Origin of the sequence: Streptomyces sp. NPDC096105, assembly GCF_044763335.1 — a bacterium.
Lineage (GTDB): Bacteria > Actinomycetota > Actinomycetes > Streptomycetales > Streptomycetaceae > Streptomyces.
Map to the genome: position 1 here is coordinate 105,297 of NZ_JBIWGC010000003.1, position 16,585 is coordinate 121,881.

General features: G+C 74.8%; 15 protein-coding genes. 8 read left to right on the top strand and 7 right to left on the bottom strand.

Annotated elements, in window-relative coordinates:
• Positions 1-371 precede the first annotated feature (371 nt).
• Together ACIQ8B_RS05965 and ACIQ8B_RS05970 are read right to left on the bottom strand one after the other, a co-directional pair.
• A complete protein-coding gene (locus tag ACIQ8B_RS05965; RefSeq protein WP_403545598.1) occupies positions 372-1,391 on the bottom strand; it encodes a Ku protein in 1,020 nt (339 codons plus the stop codon).
• Between the two features lie 148 nt (positions 1,392-1,539).
• A complete protein-coding gene (locus ACIQ8B_RS05970) occupies positions 1,540-2,343 on the bottom strand; it encodes an NERD domain-containing protein (RefSeq protein WP_403545600.1) in 804 nt (267 codons plus the stop codon).
• A gap of 129 nt (positions 2,344-2,472) precedes the next feature.
• Between ACIQ8B_RS05970 and ACIQ8B_RS05975 the strand changes: the two genes are divergently transcribed.
• The 8 genes from ACIQ8B_RS05975 (at position 2,473) to ACIQ8B_RS06010 (ending at position 9,959) form a co-directional block, all read left to right on the top strand.
• Positions 2,473-2,970 carry a dual specificity protein phosphatase family protein gene (locus ACIQ8B_RS05975; RefSeq protein WP_403545602.1) on the top strand — a complete coding sequence of 166 codons (498 nt, stop codon included), beginning with the start codon at positions 2,473-2,475 and terminating at the stop codon, positions 2,968-2,970.
• 148 nt (positions 2,971-3,118) lie between these two features.
• On the top strand, positions 3,119-3,607 hold the full coding sequence (locus ACIQ8B_RS05980; protein WP_403545604.1) for an SH3 domain-containing protein: 489 nt from the start codon (positions 3,119-3,121) through the stop codon (positions 3,605-3,607).
• A 43-nt stretch (positions 3,608-3,650) separates the two neighbouring features.
• Positions 3,651-5,012: an FtsW/RodA/SpoVE family cell cycle protein gene (locus ACIQ8B_RS05985; protein WP_403545606.1), complete on the top strand. Its 1,362-nt coding sequence runs from the start codon at positions 3,651-3,653 to the stop codon at positions 5,010-5,012.
• Entirely contained in the window at positions 5,009-6,469 is a 1,461-nt protein-coding gene (locus ACIQ8B_RS05990; RefSeq protein WP_403545608.1) for a penicillin-binding transpeptidase domain-containing protein, read from the top strand. The genes ACIQ8B_RS05985 and ACIQ8B_RS05990 overlap by 4 nt, the downstream gene beginning before the upstream one ends.
• 176 nt (positions 6,470-6,645) lie before the next feature.
• Positions 6,646-7,584, top strand: a complete 939-nt coding sequence (locus ACIQ8B_RS05995; RefSeq protein WP_403545610.1) for a diiron oxygenase — start codon at positions 6,646-6,648, stop codon at positions 7,582-7,584.
• A 105-nt stretch (positions 7,585-7,689) separates the two neighbouring features.
• Positions 7,690-8,343 (top strand): TetR/AcrR family transcriptional regulator, encoded by a 654-nt coding sequence (locus ACIQ8B_RS06000; RefSeq protein ID WP_403545612.1) that lies wholly within the window; start codon positions 7,690-7,692, stop codon positions 8,341-8,343.
• A gap of 28 nt (positions 8,344-8,371) precedes the next feature.
• Positions 8,372-8,686: a hypothetical protein gene (locus ACIQ8B_RS06005; RefSeq protein ID WP_290005994.1), complete on the top strand. Its 315-nt coding sequence runs from the start codon at positions 8,372-8,374 to the stop codon at positions 8,684-8,686.
• A 103-nt stretch (positions 8,687-8,789) separates the two neighbouring features.
• Positions 8,790-9,959, top strand: a complete 1,170-nt coding sequence (locus ACIQ8B_RS06010) for an NlpC/P60 family protein (protein WP_366251961.1) — start codon at positions 8,790-8,792, stop codon at positions 9,957-9,959.
• On the opposite strand, the gene ACIQ8B_RS06015 is transcribed toward ACIQ8B_RS06010, so the two are convergent.
• From ACIQ8B_RS06015 to ACIQ8B_RS06035, 5 genes are read right to left on the bottom strand one after another with little or no spacing between them, the layout of a single operon-like run.
• Positions 9,923-11,185, bottom strand: a complete 1,263-nt coding sequence (locus tag ACIQ8B_RS06015; RefSeq protein ID WP_403545615.1) for a styrene monooxygenase/indole monooxygenase family protein — start codon at positions 11,183-11,185, stop codon at positions 9,923-9,925. The two genes, ACIQ8B_RS06010 and ACIQ8B_RS06015, sit on opposite strands and share 37 nt — an antisense overlap.
• Positions 11,186-11,207: 22 nt before the next feature.
• On the bottom strand, positions 11,208-11,846 hold the full coding sequence (locus tag ACIQ8B_RS06020) for an ATP/GTP-binding protein (protein ID WP_290005988.1): 639 nt from the start codon (positions 11,844-11,846) through the stop codon (positions 11,208-11,210).
• Entirely contained in the window at positions 11,827-12,255 is a 429-nt protein-coding gene (locus tag ACIQ8B_RS06025; RefSeq protein ID WP_106412473.1) for a DUF742 domain-containing protein, read from the bottom strand. Before ACIQ8B_RS06025 ends, ACIQ8B_RS06020 begins: the two co-directional genes overlap by 20 nt.
• On the bottom strand, positions 12,252-12,800 hold the full coding sequence (locus tag ACIQ8B_RS06030; protein WP_403545617.1) for a roadblock/LC7 domain-containing protein: 549 nt from the start codon (positions 12,798-12,800) through the stop codon (positions 12,252-12,254). Before ACIQ8B_RS06030 ends, ACIQ8B_RS06025 begins: the two co-directional genes overlap by 4 nt.
• Positions 12,797-16,285 (bottom strand): nitrate- and nitrite sensing domain-containing protein, encoded by a 3,489-nt coding sequence (locus ACIQ8B_RS06035; RefSeq protein ID WP_403545619.1) that lies wholly within the window; start codon positions 16,283-16,285, stop codon positions 12,797-12,799. The genes ACIQ8B_RS06030 and ACIQ8B_RS06035 overlap by 4 nt, the downstream gene beginning before the upstream one ends.
• Positions 16,286-16,585: the final 300 nt, after the last annotated feature.

Genomic DNA, 16,585 nt, shown 5'->3' on the forward strand with positions numbered 1-16,585 from the left:
CCGGTCCGGCGGGTCGCGTATGCCGGAACGCGCCCCCAGGGGAAGACGCCGGAACCGGCCGCCGGGATCAGTCGGACCGCCGTGCCGGTCGGGGGCGGAGCCCGGTGAGGCGGCCGCGCGGGACGTGAGGTGCGGGTGCGTTCCGCGGGGCGGACAAGGCCGCTTGCACGGGCTTCGTGCTGTTCTCCACAGTGCCACTACGTCTCGGTAACTCTTCCCCGGCATCGGCGCCTTGGTGAGTGTGTTCCGCGTCACCCGCCTGATGGACCGGGGCGAAACGGGCACCGCTGGAAGTGGCTCGCGGTCCGCCCGCGAGCCCTACGGAACAAGCCGTACAGAACGAACGGATGCCTGCGGATCACGGGCCGGGGTCAGGCCGGGCGTTTGCGGGAGGCCGTCTTCTTGGCGGGCGCCTTCTTCGCCGGGGTCTTCTTCGCCGTCGCCTTCTTCCCGCTCCGGCTCGTCCCGGACGTCTTCGACGTCGACGTGCGCGGTGAGGACGTCGTCTTCTTCGCCGTCGACGTCGACTTCTTGCCGCCTGTCTCCTTCGGGGACGAGCGGGACGTCCTGCCGTGCGGCAGGTGTTCGACCCCGGCGTCCTCGCCGCGGGACTCGCGGACCGCGCGGACGCTGTTCTCCAGGGCTGTCATCAGGTCCAGGACCTTGCCGCCGCCGGGCTCCGGGGCCGGCGCCCCCCGCGGGGTCTCGCCGGCCGCCTTGGCGACGACGACCTCCTCCACCGCCGCGCGGTACTCGTCCTCCAGGTCCTCCAGGTCCACCTCGCCGAGCGCGTCCATCAGCGCGTCCGCGAGATCCAGCTCCTTGTCCCGCACGGTGACGGAGGCGGCCGGCGCGGCCCCCTCGGGGGCCCGGACCTCGTCCGGCCACAGCAGGCCGTGCATGGCGATCGCGTCGCCCACCACACGCAGCATGCCAAGACGCTCCCGGCCCCGCAGGGCGTACTTGGCGACGGCCACCTTCCTGCTCCGCTTCAGCGCCTCCCGCAGCAGCGCGTACGGTTTCGCCGCGGACGTCCCGCCCGCCTGGAGGTAGTACGCGGCGTCCATCTGGAGCGGGTCGATGCGGTCCTCCGGCACGAAGGCGACGATCTCGATCGTCCTGGCGGTGGGGATCGGCAGCCCGGCCAGGTCCTCGTCGGTGATCGGGGTGATCATGCCGTCCGCGTCCTCGTAGCCCCTGCCGATCTCCTTGCCGCTGACCTCGCGGTCCTCGAGCTCGCAGAACTTCCGGTACTGGATCCTGCCGCCGTCCTCGATGTGGATCTGGCGGAAGGGGATCGAATGGCTCTCGGTGGCGTTCACCAGCTTGATCGGGATCCTGACCAGCCCGAACGAGACCGCGCCGTTCCAGATGGACCTCACGTGCAGCACCTCTCCGGTCGTCCGCCGATCACCATCAGAGCGTTTGTCATAGTTTGCACTAGATTCTCATCGTATGACTCCCGTCACCGAGGCGGAGCGGCGGCGCCCGTCGGCACCCCGCCCGGGACGGAACGGGAACGGTGTCCGTCCCGGACGCTCACAGCCCCGCCCACGTCCTCCGGTCCCGTGCCGTCGCGTACAGCGCCTCCACGTCCGCCGGCTTCAGCACGCCTCCCCCGCGCGCCAGCCCCGGCACGTCCGCGTCCGTCAGGACGCGCACCCCGCGCGGCGCGGCGGTGACCGTCACCCGGCGGGCGCCGACCAGGACCAGCACCGGCCGCACCTCGGCGGTCAGGGCGTGGGCGGCCCGGTCGGCGTCGGCGCGCACCCGGGGCAGCACGGGCTCGGGCGGGCGCCGCCCGATGCGCACCCGGGGCTCCGCGACGGTCACCCGCTGCCGGTGGGCGGAGCGGGCGTGGAGGGCGTACAGGCCGCCCGGGCCGATCAGCAGGTGGTGGACGTCGTGGCCGCCGGGGAGCGGCAGCGAGTGCAGGGCGTGCCAGCCTGCGCCGTCCATCGCGTCGAGGGCCGCGCCCACCGCCTGCTGCGCGGCGGGCTCCCCGCGGCGCGGGTCCGGGCGCAGCCGGCGGGCCGGGCCGGGGTTCCGGTCGAGGTCGACGAGCAGGGCCTCGCCGGGACGGTTCGGGGCGAGGTCGTCGTCGGGAGGGAGGGAGAGCCGGGTGAGGTCGGCGGGGGTGGGGACCGGGGGCGGTCCGACGGAAACCGGGCCGGTGAGGTAGGGGGCCAGGGCGGCGAGCGCCTCCTCCTCGTGGTCGGCGTCGAGGAGGTGCACACGGGCCGCCTCAGGGTCGTACCAGGCGACGGTCCTGCCGTCCGGGAGGCGGACGTGGAACCGGTCCCTGCCGTGCCGGCGGGCCGGCACGACGCGTGGTCCGTCCATGCGCCATCACCCCGTCTCCCCCCGCATCCCCCCGTCTTCACCCGTTTCCATGGGAACAGGCGGGGTGCTGCGGGGGCAAGAAGCCGGATACCGTGGACAGGAGTTGGCCGGTGAGGGTGGGAGGCGCCGTTGCGTACCCGCGAGAGTCGACCCGACGTACCGGCTCCGGACAGCCCGTGGGACGAGATCGTGCCCGGCCTGTGGATGGGCGGGCACCAGGTCCGCGGGCCCGCGGGCCGGCTGGAGCAGGTGGTGGTGCGCCGGCAGTTCGACCTGGTGCACACCCTGCTGCGGCTGCCGGAGCACGGCCCCGACCCCGGGGTCGAGCACCACGTGTGGCCCATCCCGGACGGCCCGCTGGACGGCACCCAGATCGCGGGGGTGATCCGGCTGGCCGAGGCGGCGTGCGAGGCCCTGGACGAGGGCCGCACGGTGCTGGTGCGCTGCTTCCACGGTTACAACCGCTCCGGTCTGGTGGTCGCGCACGCACTGATGCGCCGGGGCCGTCCGGCCGAGGCGGCGATCCGGCTGATCCGGTCCCGCCGCTCCTCCTGGGCGCTGCACAACGACCTGTTCGTCGACTACCTGCGGACGGGGCTCGCCACCGCGCGGATGCTGGCGGAGTGACCGGGGACGGCCGCTGGGCCGCGGCGGATGACCCGGAGGGCGGAGCGCCGTCCCCGATGGCGCAGCAGGGCGGGCGGGTGCCCGGGAGGCGCTCCTAATGTGGCGACAAGTCACCTTCGACCCGTTGTCTTCCCCTGGAGGTACCGCCATGCCCCTGCGTCCCCCGCGTCTCCCGCTCACCCGCCGTCTGCCCATGGCGCTCGCCGCCGGGGCCCTCGCGGTCGCGGCCGCCGTCACCCCCGCCCTCGCCGCCGACGACCCCGGCCAGAGCGGCCAGAGCAGTCAGGGCGACTGGAGCCAGCAGGGCGGCAACGGCGCCGGGAACAACAGCGGCTCCCACCAGCAGGGCGGCAACGGCCAGCAGGGCGGGGGCAACCAGGCCGGCGGCGACCACGGCGACCAGGGCGAGTACCGCGGCGTCGTGACCGCGCAGAAGCTGGCCCTGCGCAGCGCCCCGAACCGCGGCTCCAAGGTCATCCGGTACGCCCACAAGGGCGACGTCGTCTCGATCCACTGCAAGGTGCCGGGCGACAAGGTCGACGGCAACCCGCTCTGGTACCTCCTCACGGACGGCACCTGGGCCTGGGCCCCGGCCCGGTACATCGACAACATCGGTCCCGCGCCACGCTGGTGCTGATGAGCGCACCACGCGAAGCGTCGTATGTGGGTAAATTCCGGGCATGAGCAAGGCCGGTACGACCCTGGCGACGGCGGATCCGCCCGCGCCCGCCGCCCGCCCCACCGGACGCCGCGGCGTGGAGCTCGCCCTCATCGTCCTGGCCGTCGGACTGTCGGTGTACGGCTACTGCGCCGTCGGCCTCGCCAGGAACGGCACCGTCCCGCCCGGCGCCGCCGGCTACGGCGCCGGGCTCGGCGTGCTCGCCCTGCTGGCCCATCTGGCGGTGCGCTGGCGGGCCCCGCTCGCCGACCCGCTGCCGCTGCCGATCGGGGTGCTGCTCAACGGGCTGGGCCTGGTGCTGATCTACCGGCTCGACCTGGAGACGCCCGGCGACCGGGCCGCCCCCGCCCAGCTCATCTGGTCGACGCTCGGGGTGGCGCTGTTCATCGCGGTGATCCTGGTGCTGCGCGACCACCGGACGCTCCAGCGCTACGCCTACCTCTGCGTCACCGCCGCGCTGGTCCTGCTGACCGTGCCGATCCTCTTCCCCGCGGTGAACGGCGCCCGCATCTGGATCCGGGTGGCCGGGTTCTCCATCCAGCCCGGCGAGTTCGCGAAGGTGCTGCTGGCGGTGTTCTTCGCCGCGTACCTCGCCGCGAACCGGAGCGCCCTGACCTACGCGGGCCGCCGTGTCTGGGGCATGCAGCTGCCCACCGGGCGGGTGCTCGGCCCGATCCTCGCCGTGTGGCTGGTCAGCGTGGGCGTGCTGGTCCTGGAGCGGGACCTCGGCACCTCGCTGCTGTTCTTCGGCCTGTTCGTGGTGCTGCTGTACGTCGCCACCGGCCGCACCGGCTGGATCGCGGTGGGCCTGCTGCTGGCCTCGCTGGGCGCGGTCGCGGTGGGCCGGCTGGAGCCGCACGTGCACCACCGGATCGAGACCTGGCTGCACCCGTTCGCCTCCATCGAGGCGGGCGAGGGCCCCAACCAGATCGCCCAGTCGCTGTTCGCCTTCGCGGAGGGCGGGATCCTGGGCTCCGGGCTCGGGCTCGGGCACTCGGTGCTGATCGGCTTCGCCGTGAAGTCCGACTTCATCCTGGCGACGGCCGGCGAGGAGCTGGGGCTGGCCGGCCTCTCCGTGATCTTCCTGCTGTACGGGCTGCTGGTGGAGCGCGGCTACCGGGCCGGGCTCGCCCTGCGCGACCCGTTCGGGCGGCTGCTCGCCGTGGGACTCGCCTCGCTGGTGGCGCTGCAGGTGTTCGTGATCGCGGGCGGGGTGACCGGGCTGATCCCGCTGACCGGGATGGCCATGCCGTTCCTGGCGCAGGGCGGCTCCTCGGTGGTGACCAACTGGGCGATCGTGGCGCTGCTGGTCCGGCTCGGCGACAGCGCGCGGCGGCAGGCCGCCCCGGGTGCCCTCCGGTGACCCGGCACATCCGGCACGCGGCGCTGTTCTGCGCGCTGCTGCTGGTCGCGCTGCTGGTCAACGCGGCCCGGGTGCAGGTGCTGCACGCCGAGGACTACGAGGCCAACCCGGCCAACCGCCGTGCCGCGATCGTGCGGTACCAGCAGCCGCGCGGCGACATCCTGGTCGACGGCCGCCCGGTCACCGGGTCCCGGGACACCGGGGAGCACCTGCGCTACGAACGGACGTACCGGGACGGGCCGTTGTACGCCCCGGTGACCGGCTTCGCCTCGCAGGAGTACGGCACGACGCTGCTGGAGAGCACGGAGGACGCGGTGCTGTCGGGGGCCGCCCCGGTGCTGGCGCCGCTGCCGCTGTGGAACGAGTTCACCCGGTCCCGCAGCGCGGGCGGCGACGTGCTGACCACGATCGACCCGCGGGCGCAGCGGGCGGCGTACGAGGGCTTGCGCGGGCGGAAGGGCGCGGTGGCGGCGGTGGAGCCGTCGACCGGGCGGATCCTGGCGCTGGTGTCGATGCCGTCGTACGACCCGGAGCCGCTGTCCGGGAACGGCAGGACGGCCAGGGAGACGTGGGCGCGGCTGAACGCCGATCCGGACCGGCCGATGCTGAACCGGGCGGTGCAGCGCACCTATCCCCCGGGCTCGACGTTCAAGGTGGTCACCGCGGCGGCGGCGCTGGACGCGGGCACGGTGAAGGACCTGGACGAGCCGACCCGCTCCCCCGACCCGTACCTGCTGCCGGGGACGACGACCCGGCTGGTCAACGGGGCCGGGGACTGCGAGGACGCCACGCTGCGGGACGCGTTCGTGCGGTCCTGCAACACGGTGTTCGCCCAGCTCGGGGTCGCCACGGGGGTGGCGCGGATGCGGGAGACGGCGGAGAGCTTCGGCTTCAACGACCCGGACCGGCGCGTGCCGTTCCGGGTGGCGCCCAGCACCTTCGACACCACGGTGGACGCGGCGCAGCTCGCGCTGTCGTCGATCGGGCAGTACAACACGCGGGCCACGCCGCTGCAGATGGCGACGGTCGCGGCGGCCGTGGCGAGCGGCGGGCAGGTGCGCGAGCCGTACCTGGTGGAGCGGACCACGCGGGCGGGCGGCGGCACGGTGTCCGCGGCGGGGTCGCGTCCGGTGCGGCGGGCGATGCACCCGGCGACGGCGATGCGGATGCGGGAGCTGATGCGGGGGGTGGTGGAGGACGGCACCGGCGGGAAGGCGGCGATCCCCGGCGCGGTGGTCGGCGGGAAGACCGGCACCGCGCAGCACGGGCTGGGCAACTCGGGCACGCCGTACGCCTGGTTCATCTCCTGGGCGCAGCGGGAGGACGAGATGGAGCCGAAGGTGGCGGTGGCCGTGGTGGTGGAGGACGCCGAGGGCAGCCGGGGGGAGATCAGCGGCGGCGGCACGGCGGCTCCGGTCGCGCGGGCGGTGATGGAGGCGGTGCTGAGGCCCGGGTGATCCCTGCGGTGCGGCTCCCTGCGGTGCGTCACCGGTCCGCCCGGCCCGTATGCGCCGGGCGGACCGGGCGGTCCGGCCGGCGACATGTCGTGCGCGGGGGATTGACGGGCTTGCTGACAGGCAGTCTCATAAAGGTGACCTGTCGGTAACCCGAGACGCCCCGAGGTGGAACCGTCATGACGACCCTGTCGGAGACCGACGCGCTCGACGGCCTGCGGGACGCGCTCGGGCAGCTCAAGGACCGCGAGTCGGTGGCCCGCCGGCTGCTGGAGGCCTCCGCGAAGCACTCCTTCGACCCGGACCAGGAGCTGGACTGGGAGGCGCCCTTCGAGGACGGCAAGTGGTTCTGGCCGCCGGAGCTGGTGTCGCTGTACGGCACCCCGCTGTGGCGGCGGATGAGCGAGGAGCAGCGTCTGCTGCTCTCCCGCCACGAGGCCGCCGCGCTCGCCTCCCTCGGCATCTGGTTCGAGCTGATCCTGATGCAGTTGCTGGTCCGCCACATCTACGACAAGTCCGCGACCAGCGCGCACGTGCGGTACGCCCTCACCGAGATCGAGGACGAGTGCCGCCACTCGAAGATGTTCGCCCGCGTGATCGCGCGCAGCGGCACCCCCTGGTACCCGGTGGGCCGCGTCCACCAGGCCCTGGGCCGCGTGTTCAAGACGGTCTCCACCACACCCGGCTCGTTCACCGCGACCCTCCTCGGCGAGGAGGTCCTCGACTGGATGCAGCGGCTGACCTTCCCCGACGAGCGGGTGCAGCCGCTGATCCGGGGCGTCACCCGGATCCACGTGATCGAGGAGGCGCGGCACGTCCGGTACGCCCGCGAGGAGCTGCGGCGCCAGATGATGACCGCGCCGCGCTGGTCGCAGGAGTTCACCCGGGTCTCCTCGGGCGAGTTCGCCCGGATGTTCTCGGTGGCCTTCGTGAACCCGGAGGTCTACACGAACGTCGGCCTGGACCGGCGCGAGGCCGTCGCCCAGGTGCGGGCGAGCGCGCACCGGCGCGAGGTGATGCAGCAGGGCGCGAAGAAGCTCACGGACTTCCTCGACGACATCGGCGTGCTGCGCGGCCCGGGCCGCCGGCTCTGGCGCTCCTCGGGACTGCTCGCCTGACCGGGCGCCCGGCCGGAGCCGCGCCCCGCGGGCTCCGGGGGCCGGGATCCGGCCGAGGGCCGGCGGGCGCGCGCCGCGCGCGCCACGGCCGGTTACGCTGCGGACATGACCTCGCAGGCCCCCACCCCCGCCTACCGGCGTCTCAGTGTCGAGGAGCGCCGCAGCCAGCTCCTGGAGGCCGCGCTGTCCCTGTTCGCCCACCGGGCGCCGGAGGACGTGTCGCTGGACGACGTGGCGGAGGCGGCCGGCGTGTCGCGGCCCCTGGTCTACCGGTACTTCCCCGGCGGCAAGCAGCAGCTCTACGAGGCGGCCCTGAAGTCCGCCGCCGACGAGCTGCGGGACTGCTTCGACGAGCCGCGGGCGGGCCCGCTGCTCGCCCGGCTGACCCGGGCCGTGGACCGCTACCTCGCCTTCGTCGGCCGCCACGACGCCGGCTTCAGCGCCCTGCTCCAGGGCGGCAGCGTGGTGGAGACCTCCCGGACCACCGCGATCGTGGACGGGGTGCGGCGGGCCGCCGCCGAGCACATCCTCCGCCATCTCGACGTCGCCGACCCCGGTCCCCGGCTGCGCATGACCATCCGGATGTGGATCACCGCCGTGGAGGCCGCCTCGCTGATCTGGCTCGACGAGGACAAGCAGCCGCCGCCGGAGGAACTGCGGGACTGGCTCGTGGAGCAGTTCGTGGCGGTGCTGACGGTCACCGCGCGGCGGGACGCGCAGGCCGACGCGCTGGTGCGGGCACTGGCCGCGGAGCTGTGACCCGCGGCCGATGGCCGAGACTGGTGGGGTGAAGAGCGAAGACACCCCGTTCGAGGGCGGCCCCATGGACGGGCGCGTCCTGCCGGTGCTGCTCGGCATCACCGGGCACCCGCCCAAGACGTACCGCATCCCCGTGCCCGCCCCGGACGGGGGCCCGCCCACCGTGCTGGTGTACCGGCGGGTGCCCCGCGGGAACAGCCGGCTCACCGGTCTGACCGCCCGCTGGAAGTACCTCTACGACCCCGCCGGCCGGGCCGGGGACGGACCGCGCTGGCCGTGGTCGAGGCCGAAGCCGCATCCGGACGCCACGCCGCAGGGCAAGCCGGACGACGCCCACGGGTGACCCCGTTGCGCCGAACCGCGCACACTCGGCGAGCGGACCGCGCCCCCTCCCCTGATGCTCGCGGTGCGGAGCGGACGAGCCGCCCCGCGTCGGAGGTGATGGCGTGTCAGGAATGCTTCTGCGTCTGGTGTGTACGGCGGCACTGGCGGCCGGGACCGTTCTCGCACCCGTGCCCGCGACGGCCGCCCCGGAGCCGGGTGGCGGCGCCGCGGCGTCCGGCGGGCGCTCCGTCGCCGCGCTGCTGACGGACCTTCAGACCCTGTACCGCGAGGCCGAGAAGGCCACCGAGCGCTACAACGCCACCGAGGAGGCGCTGGACGAGCAGCGCGCCGAGACCGAGCGGCTGGAGCGCGCCCTCGCCCGCACCCGGCTCTCCCTGCACGACAGCCGGGGCGCCGCCGGACGGCTCGCCCGGCAGCAGTACCAGAGCCTGAGCGGCCTCTCCCCCTACGTGCGTCTGCTGCTGGCGCGCGACCCGCAGCGCGCGCTGGAGCAGGGGCATGTGATCGGGCAGCTCGCGCGGGAACGGGCGCAGACGGTGGGCCGCCTGACCGGTGACGCGAAGCGGGCGGGCGAGCTGGCGCGGCGGGCGCGCAAGGCGCTGGACGAGCGGATCGCGCTCACCGAGCGGCGCGAGAAGGAACGCGACCAGGTGGTCGGACGGCTGCGGGACGTCGAGGAGTTGCTGGCCTCGCTGACCGCCGGCCAGCTGGCCGAGCTGGCCGAGCTGGAACGGAGCCGGGTCGCCGAGGCGCAGCGGGAAATGGTGGCGTCCGGCGCGCTGAGCGGCGCCCACGCCCCGTCCGCGGCCGGCGAGCGAGCCGTGCGGTACGCGGTGGAGCAGCTCGGCAAGCCGTACGAGTGGGGCGCGGAGGGCCCGGAGGCCTACGACTGCTCGGGGCTCACCTCCGAGGCGTGGCGCGCGGCGGGCGCGGAGGTGCCGCGGACCAGCCAGGAGCAGTGGGCGCGGCTGGAGCGGATCGAGCTGGTGGACCTGCGCCCCGGCGATCTCGTCGTGTACTTCGACGACGCCACGCACGTCGCCCTCTACCTGGGCGACGGCAAGGTGGTGCAGGCGCCCCGGCCCGGCGCGCGGATCAAGGTGTCGCCGATCGCGGCCAACCCGGTGCTGGGCGCGGTGCGGCCCGACCCCGGCGGGGAGCCCCTGGAGCACTACGTGCCGCCGGAGCTCCCCGAGGGGGCGACGGACGGGTCCGACGAGGGGTACGACGCCGCCTACGCGCCGGCCGCGGCGGAGACCTCGGCCAGGTAGGCGTCGGTCTTCTCCGGCTCGTAGAAGAAGTTCTCGAAGTCCGCCGGGTCGTCGAAGCCGTTGGCGAAGCGGTCGGCGACCGGCTGGAGCTCTCCGGCTGCGCCGATCAGGCCGAGGACGTGCTCCGGCGGCGGGGCCAGCATGGCGTTCGTCCACTTGGTGACGTGACGGGCGATGTCCCAGTAGCGGTCGAAGGTCCGCCGCATCCACTCCTCGTCGAACGGCTTGTCGCCGTGCTCGAGGATCGAGGCGAGGTAGGAGGCGGCGCACTTGGAGGCGGAGTTGGAGCCCTGGCCGGTGATCGGGTCGTTGGCGACGACGACGTCGGCGACGCCCAGCACCAGGCCGCCGGAGGGCAGCCGGCCGACGGGGTGGCGGACGGTCGGGGCGTAGCGGCCGGCCAGGGTGCCGCCGGCGTCGGTCAGCTCGACCCCGGTGGCGCGGGCGTACTCCCAGGGCAGGAACCTCTTCATCAGTTCCAGGGTCAGGGAGAGGTGTTCGGCCGGGTCCCTGACGTCCTTGAAGGCGTCGAGCGGGCCGCCGGGGACGCCCTCCCAGAACAGGATGTCGGCGCGGCCGGAGACGGTGTACGTCGGCATGACGAACATCTCGCCGACGCCGGGGACCAGGTTGCAGCGGACCGCCTCGGTGTCCGGGTGCTCCGGGCGCGGGCCGAGGCCGTGCACGTAGGCGACGGCGAGGGCGCGCTGCGGCGTGCTGTACGGGGAGCGCTCGGGGTCGCGGGCGAACATCCGCACCAGCTCGCCCTTGCCGGCCGCGACGAGCACCAGGTCGTAGGCGCGGGAGAGGTAGTCCAGGTCGCCGACGGCGGCGCCGTGGATGACGAGCTGTCCGCCGCGCCGGGCGAAGGTCTCCATCCAGCCGGCCATCTTCACCCGCTGGTCCACCGACTGCGCGAACCCGTCGAGGCGGCCCAGCCAGTCGACCGCCCGCCGCGAGGGGCCCGGGTCGAAGGAGCCGGGGGCGGCGACCGAGACGCCGAGGCCCTGGATCCTCGGGGCCTGCGGCTCCCAGAAGTTCAGCTCGAGGTCGCGCTCGTGCTGCAGGGCGGTGTGGAACATGCACTGCGTCGACATGACCCGCCCGGTGCGGATCTCGTCCGCCGTCCGGTTGGACATGAGGGTGACCTCGTACCCGTGCGACTGGAGTCCCAGGGCGAGCTGGAGACCGGACTGGCCGGCCCCGACGACGAGTATCTTCCGCATGCGGGGGACGCTCCTAAGAGGGCTACTCGGGGGTTTCGTCGAGCGCGTGGCCCACGAGGGTCAAGAGGGTCTCGATGACCGAGATCCGACGGCGCGCATCCATGATCATGACAGGTATGTGCGCGGGGATCGTGAGGGCCTCCCGCACGTCCTCCGGGTCGAACCGCTCGCTGCCGTCGAAGTGGTTGACCGCCACGACGTACGGCAGCCCGCAGCTCTCGAAGTAGTCCAGCGCCGGCCAGCAGTCCTTCAGCCGGCGGGTGTCGGCCAGCACGACGGCGCCGATCGCGCCGCGCACCAGGTCGTCCCACATGAACCAGAACCGCTCCTGGCCGGGCGTGCCGAACAGGTACAGCACCAGGTCGTCGTCGAGCGTGATGCGCCCGAAGTCCAGGGCCACGGTGGTGGTCGACTTGCCCGGCGTGGCGGTGAGGTCGTCGGTGCCCTCGCTCGCCTCGGTCATCAGCGCCTCGGTCCGCAGGGGCGTGATCTCGGAGGCGGTGCCGACGAGGGTGGTCTTGCCGACGCCGAAGCCGCCGGCCACGAGTATCTTCGTGGCGACCGGGGCCCGGGCGGGGTCCGTCTGCCAGGGCAGCAGGGGCTCGTCCTCCTCGACGAGCGGGGCGACGCCCGGGGCGGCGTCAGAGACGGCGGAGTCCACTCAGCACCCTTTCCAGCAGCGCGCGGTCCGGGCGGCCCGTGCCGTGGCCGGTGCCCGTCCCGTAGACACGGATCTTTCCCTGGTCCGCGAGGTCGCTCAGCAGGACGCGGACCACGCCGAGCGGCATCTTCAGCAGCGCGGCGATCTCGGCCACCGTCCGCAGACGGCGGCACAGTTCGACGATGGCACGCGCCTCCGGCATGATCCGGGCGAGGCCGCCGGAGGTGAGTTCCCTGCGTTCCTCGGCGGCCTCCAGCCCGGCGGCGCCGGCCGTGGCGCCGACGAACGTCTCCACCAGCAGCACGTGGCCGAAGCGGGTGCGGCCCCCGGTGAGCGAATAGGGGCGCACCCGGGCGGGTTTGCGGTCACCGCCGCGCACGGGAAGGTGTTTCTTCGGGGCGCGGGTCATCGGGGGCTCCCGGCGGACTCGTGCTCCCCGCCTCCCGCCGACTCGAGGTTCCTGCGGAGCTCGCTGCGGAGTTCGGGGGTCAGGACGTGGCCGGCGCGGCCCACGAAGAGGGCCATGTGGTACGCCACGACGCTCATGTCGCAGTCCGCCGAGCCGTGCACGCCGAGCAGCGAGCCGTCGCTGATCGACATCACGAAGAGGCTGCCCTCGTCCATGGCGACCATCGTGTGCTTGACGGACCCGTAGTCCATCAGCTTCGAGGCGCCGACGGTGAGGCTGCCGATGCCGGAGACGACGGTGGCCAGGTCGGCGGAGGAGCCGCGCGGGCCGGGCCGCCCCGCCCCCCGCTCGCCGGGTGCCGGGGCGGCGCCGTCCGGGCCGCTGCGGGCCTGGGCGAGCGTCTCGTCGGAGGAGAGGAGCAGCAGGCCGTCGGAGGAGACCACCGCGACGGACAGGATGCCGGGCACCTCCTCGACGAGGTTCGTCAGCAGCCAGTGCAGGTTGCGGGCCTCACTGCTCAGTCCGAAGGTACTGGGCGCGGTCAACTGCTTGCCTCCTCGACAGTGCCCCCCGTGGCTTCCTCGGTTGCGGCGTCCGTGCCGGACGGCGTCCGGTCCCCGCGGGACCGCTCGGCCGCCAGCTCCGCCTCGGCGTCCCGCCGTCCGGCGTCCGCGCCCCGGCGGAAACCGCCGAGCCGCCGGCGCAGGGCCTCGGCGTCCACCGACCCCGACCGCGACCGCGGGGGAGCGACCGGCGCGGTGATCTTCGGCGTCCGCTTCGGCAGTCCCTTGGCGGTGACGGGGTCGTCCTCGGCAGGGCCGTCGGCGACCCGCGCGTGCTCGGGCCGGCCGGCGGCGTCACCGGTGACAGGGCCGCCCGGCAGCCCGGCGCGGGACTCCTGCGCAGCGGCGGGTCCGGGGGCGGGGCCCCCGGGTGCCCGCGCCGCTTCGGGCGCGGGCCCGGTGCCGTGCGCGGGCGCGGGCCCGGAGCCGCGCGCGGGTGCGTGCCCGGAGCCCGGGCGTACGGCCTCGTCGGCGGGCGGGGCGGTCCCGGCGCCGTGGCCTCCGGCCGCCGTGGGGCGGTCGTCGGACGCCGCGTCCCCGGCCCCCGCCGGGGCACGGCCATCCGGCTGGGCCGGGATGAACAACTCCATGGTGGTCTCGGCGGGGCGCTCGGCCGGGGCCTGCGCCTCCGGCTCGGGGGCGCCCTGGCTCGGTTCCGGCGCCGAGGCGGCCTCGCCGGGAGCAGGCTCGGCCCCGGCGGCCGAGGCGGCCGCGTGCGGCTCCGAGGCCTGGGGGGCGACCGGGGTGGTCCCGCTGCCGGGGAGCGGTTCCTCGTCGGCGACGGGGGGAACCGTGTGCGCGGCGAGCGCGTCCGCGTCGCCCGGGACTCCCGTGCGGGACTGCGCCCCCTCCGCGGTTCCCGAAGCGGTCCCGCCAGAGGCCGGTCCCGCCACCGCACCAGGGGCAGCCGCCTGCGCGGCGGGCGCGTCCGGGGCGGCCGGGGCGGACCCGCCCTGGGCCTGTTCCGCGGCGGAGCCGGCCGCCGCGTGCGGGGTCGGGGGCTCCGGTTCGGTCACGGCGGCCGGGGCGGTCTCGTCCGGGCCGTGCGGCGTACCGGTGTCCGGCGTCGTCGGGGTGTCCGCAGCGGACGGCGCCTCCGCCGCGGCCGAGGGCTCCGGGGTCTCCCCCGCCTCCTGCGCGCCCCGCGCGTCCGCGCTCGCCCCCTCGGACGCGGGCGGCGTCTCCGAGGCGGCCGAGCTGGACGTCCCGGCCGCCGCGCGGGCCTCCAGGGCCTTCTCCGCGAGGTCGACCAGCGGGTCGCCCGACGTGCCGCGGCCCCGCAGCTCGTTGGAGTTGGCCTCGGCGTCGGCGCCCGGCAGGGACACCGTGGGGGTGCCGTCGGGGACGGACGAGGGGGCGGACGAGGGGACGGCCGTGGGCGTGGCGGGGGCCAGCAGGGGGTCCGGCAGGACGACCACCGCGGCGATCCCGCCCTGCTTCTGCCTGCGCAGCCGCACCCGCACCCCGTGCCGGTGGGCGAGCCGGGCCACGACGTACAGGCCGAGGCCGAGGCCGTCGTCGGACTCCGCGTCGTACGCCGCCTCCGGGTCGAACTCGGACAGCCGGGTGTTGAGCCGCTCCAGCCGGTCCTCGGCCATGCCGATGCCCTCGTCCTGGACGGAGAGCATGATCTCGCCGTTCTCCAGCAGCCAGCCGGAGACCTCGACGGGCCCGTCGGGCGGGGAGAACGAGGTCGCGTTCTCCATGAGTTCGGCGAGCAGGTGGGACAGGTCGTCCGCGGCGAACCCGGCGATGTGCGCGTGCGGCGGCAGCGCGGCGATCCGCACCCGCTCGTACCGCTCGATCTCGCTCACCGCGGCCCGTACGACGTCGACCAGCGGGACCGGGCCCGCGGTCTGCCGGCCGTGCTCGGCGCCGGCGAGGACCAGCAGGTTCTCGCTGTGCCGGCGCATCACCGTGGCGAAGTGGTCGAGCTTGAACAGCGTGGCCAGGCGGTCGGGGTCGTCCTCCCGCTGCTCCAGCCCCTCGATGACGCCGAGCTGCCGCTCGACCAGGCCGAGGGTGCGCAGGGCGAGGTTGACGAAGGTGCCGTCGATGCTGTGGCGCATCCGCTCCATGCGGGCGGTGGCCTCGGCGAGTTCGTTGCGCAGCTCCTCGCGGGCGTCGGCCATCTTCTGCCGCTGCCCGACCAGGTGCTTGCGGTCGGCCTCCAGCGTGGCGATCCGCTGGGCGAGTCCGGCGGCGTGCGCGTGCAGGGCGTTGACGGAGCGGACGACCTGCGCGAACTCGTCGTTGCGGCCGGTGAAGGTGACCGGCTCCTCGGCGGCCGGGTCCTCCGCCTCGGCGAGCCGGGCGGAGCCGCGGCGCAGCACCGACAGCGGCCGGGTGAGGCTGCGGGCCATCGCGGTGGCGACGCCGACCGCGAGCAGCATGAGGGCGCCGAGGACGGCGATCCGGATCTCCAGCTCGGTGACGTCCTCGTCGCGGAGCTGGGCGAGGTCCTTGGTGCGCTGGTCGAACAGCGCGGCCTCGGCGCCGCGCATCATGTCGATCCGCGCGGTGAGCGCCGCCGCCAGCTTCTCGGTGCCGGTGTCGAGCTCGGAGTCGGAGAGGGTCGGCTTGTCGGTGAGCTTCCCGAGGTACTCCTCGGCGGTGTCCACCTCGGGGCCGGTGACCGTGGAGTCGTAGGAGGCGCGGGCGGCCTTCGGGGCGGCGTCGCGGAAGCCGGCGAGGGCCGCGTCGGAGCGGACCCGTGCCTGGAGCGCGGCGGCGGACAGTTCGTCGCGCCGCTTCCCGTCGGCCTCCGACGTGCTGCCGACGGTGACCGGCAGGCCGGTGACCGGGTCGAGCACGGTCTCGGTGGTGCTGGGCACGTTCAGCGCGGCGAGCAGCAGCCCGCGGGTGGCGGCGGCCTGCTGGACGGCCGTGTCCAGCTCGGCGAGCGCGTGGCCGCCGGAGCCCGCGCGGGGCGGGGTCCGGTCGGCCAGCCGCGCGGCGAGCCGGTGCAGCTGGGAGATGACGGTGGAGTACGCCTGGTGCGCCTCCAGCGCGCTGCTCTTGCCGGTGAGGGCGGCGCGGCGTACGGCGGCGACGGCGTCGAGCTCGTCGCGCAGCGCCTGCGAGGTGTCCTCGTCGGCGCGCAGTTCCTCGACCTGGCGGTCCACCCGGGCGCTGTGCTCCTCGGAGGGCGCCTCGGACTCGGGGCGGCCCGCCGCGATGTAGGGGACGACCTCGTCGCGCTCGTCGGCCAGGGAGTGGGCCAGGGTGAGCGCGTCCTCGGTCCGCTCGGCGAGGGTCACCAGTTCCTGGGCGTCGTGCAGCTGCTGGGAGGCCGCCAGCACGGAGGGCGCCCCCGCCCCGGCGATCGCCGCGGCCACCACGGCGACGGCGACGACGAGACGGTTGCGTACGTGGGTGGGGCGGCCCCTGCCGACGGTGGGCGTCTGCTGCGCGTCCCCCGCGAGGGCCGCCTGCTTGTCCTTGCGACGAGGCCGCGTCTTCTGCACCGGTGCTCGCATTCCTGCTCGTGTACCCGTGGGCCCGGGTGACGCTCCGTCAACGGGCGCGGGCGCGTTCCCCGAGTCGCTGGCCGCGCTCGGACAGCGAGGCGCCCCCAACGCTCCCCGACCCTCCCAGCGCCCGTGGACAGCGGATGCGCATCACCTGACCCGCCACTCGAAGGAGTGAACATCGGAGGCGAGTTGAGGAGCAAGTTCCGTTGCGCCCCGCAGCGGACCCGGGCGGCACACCGGTTGGACGTCTGCGGCGGGCGGTGGCAATATTCGCCGCCACGCCTTCCCCTAGCC

Excerpts from the sequence above, each read along its gene's own strand:
- ACIQ8B_RS06025 (WP_106412473.1), bottom strand. The coding sequence starts at position 12,255 with ATGACCCGCGCCCCGAAGAAACACCTTCCCGTGCGCGGCGGTGACCGC.
- ACIQ8B_RS05985 (WP_403545606.1), top strand. The coding sequence starts at position 3,651 with ATGAGCAAGGCCGGTACGACCCTGGCGACGGCGGATCCGCCCGCGCCC.
- ACIQ8B_RS05970 (WP_403545600.1), bottom strand. The coding sequence starts at position 2,343 with ATGGACGGACCACGCGTCGTGCCGGCCCGCCGGCACGGCAGGGACCGG.
- ACIQ8B_RS06015 (WP_403545615.1), bottom strand. The coding sequence starts at position 11,185 with ATGCGGAAGATACTCGTCGTCGGGGCCGGCCAGTCCGGTCTCCAGCTC.
- ACIQ8B_RS06000 (WP_403545612.1), top strand. The coding sequence starts at position 7,690 with ATGACCTCGCAGGCCCCCACCCCCGCCTACCGGCGTCTCAGTGTCGAG.
- ACIQ8B_RS05995 (WP_403545610.1), top strand. The coding sequence starts at position 6,646 with ATGACGACCCTGTCGGAGACCGACGCGCTCGACGGCCTGCGGGACGCG.
- ACIQ8B_RS05980 (WP_403545604.1), top strand. The coding sequence starts at position 3,119 with ATGCCCCTGCGTCCCCCGCGTCTCCCGCTCACCCGCCGTCTGCCCATG.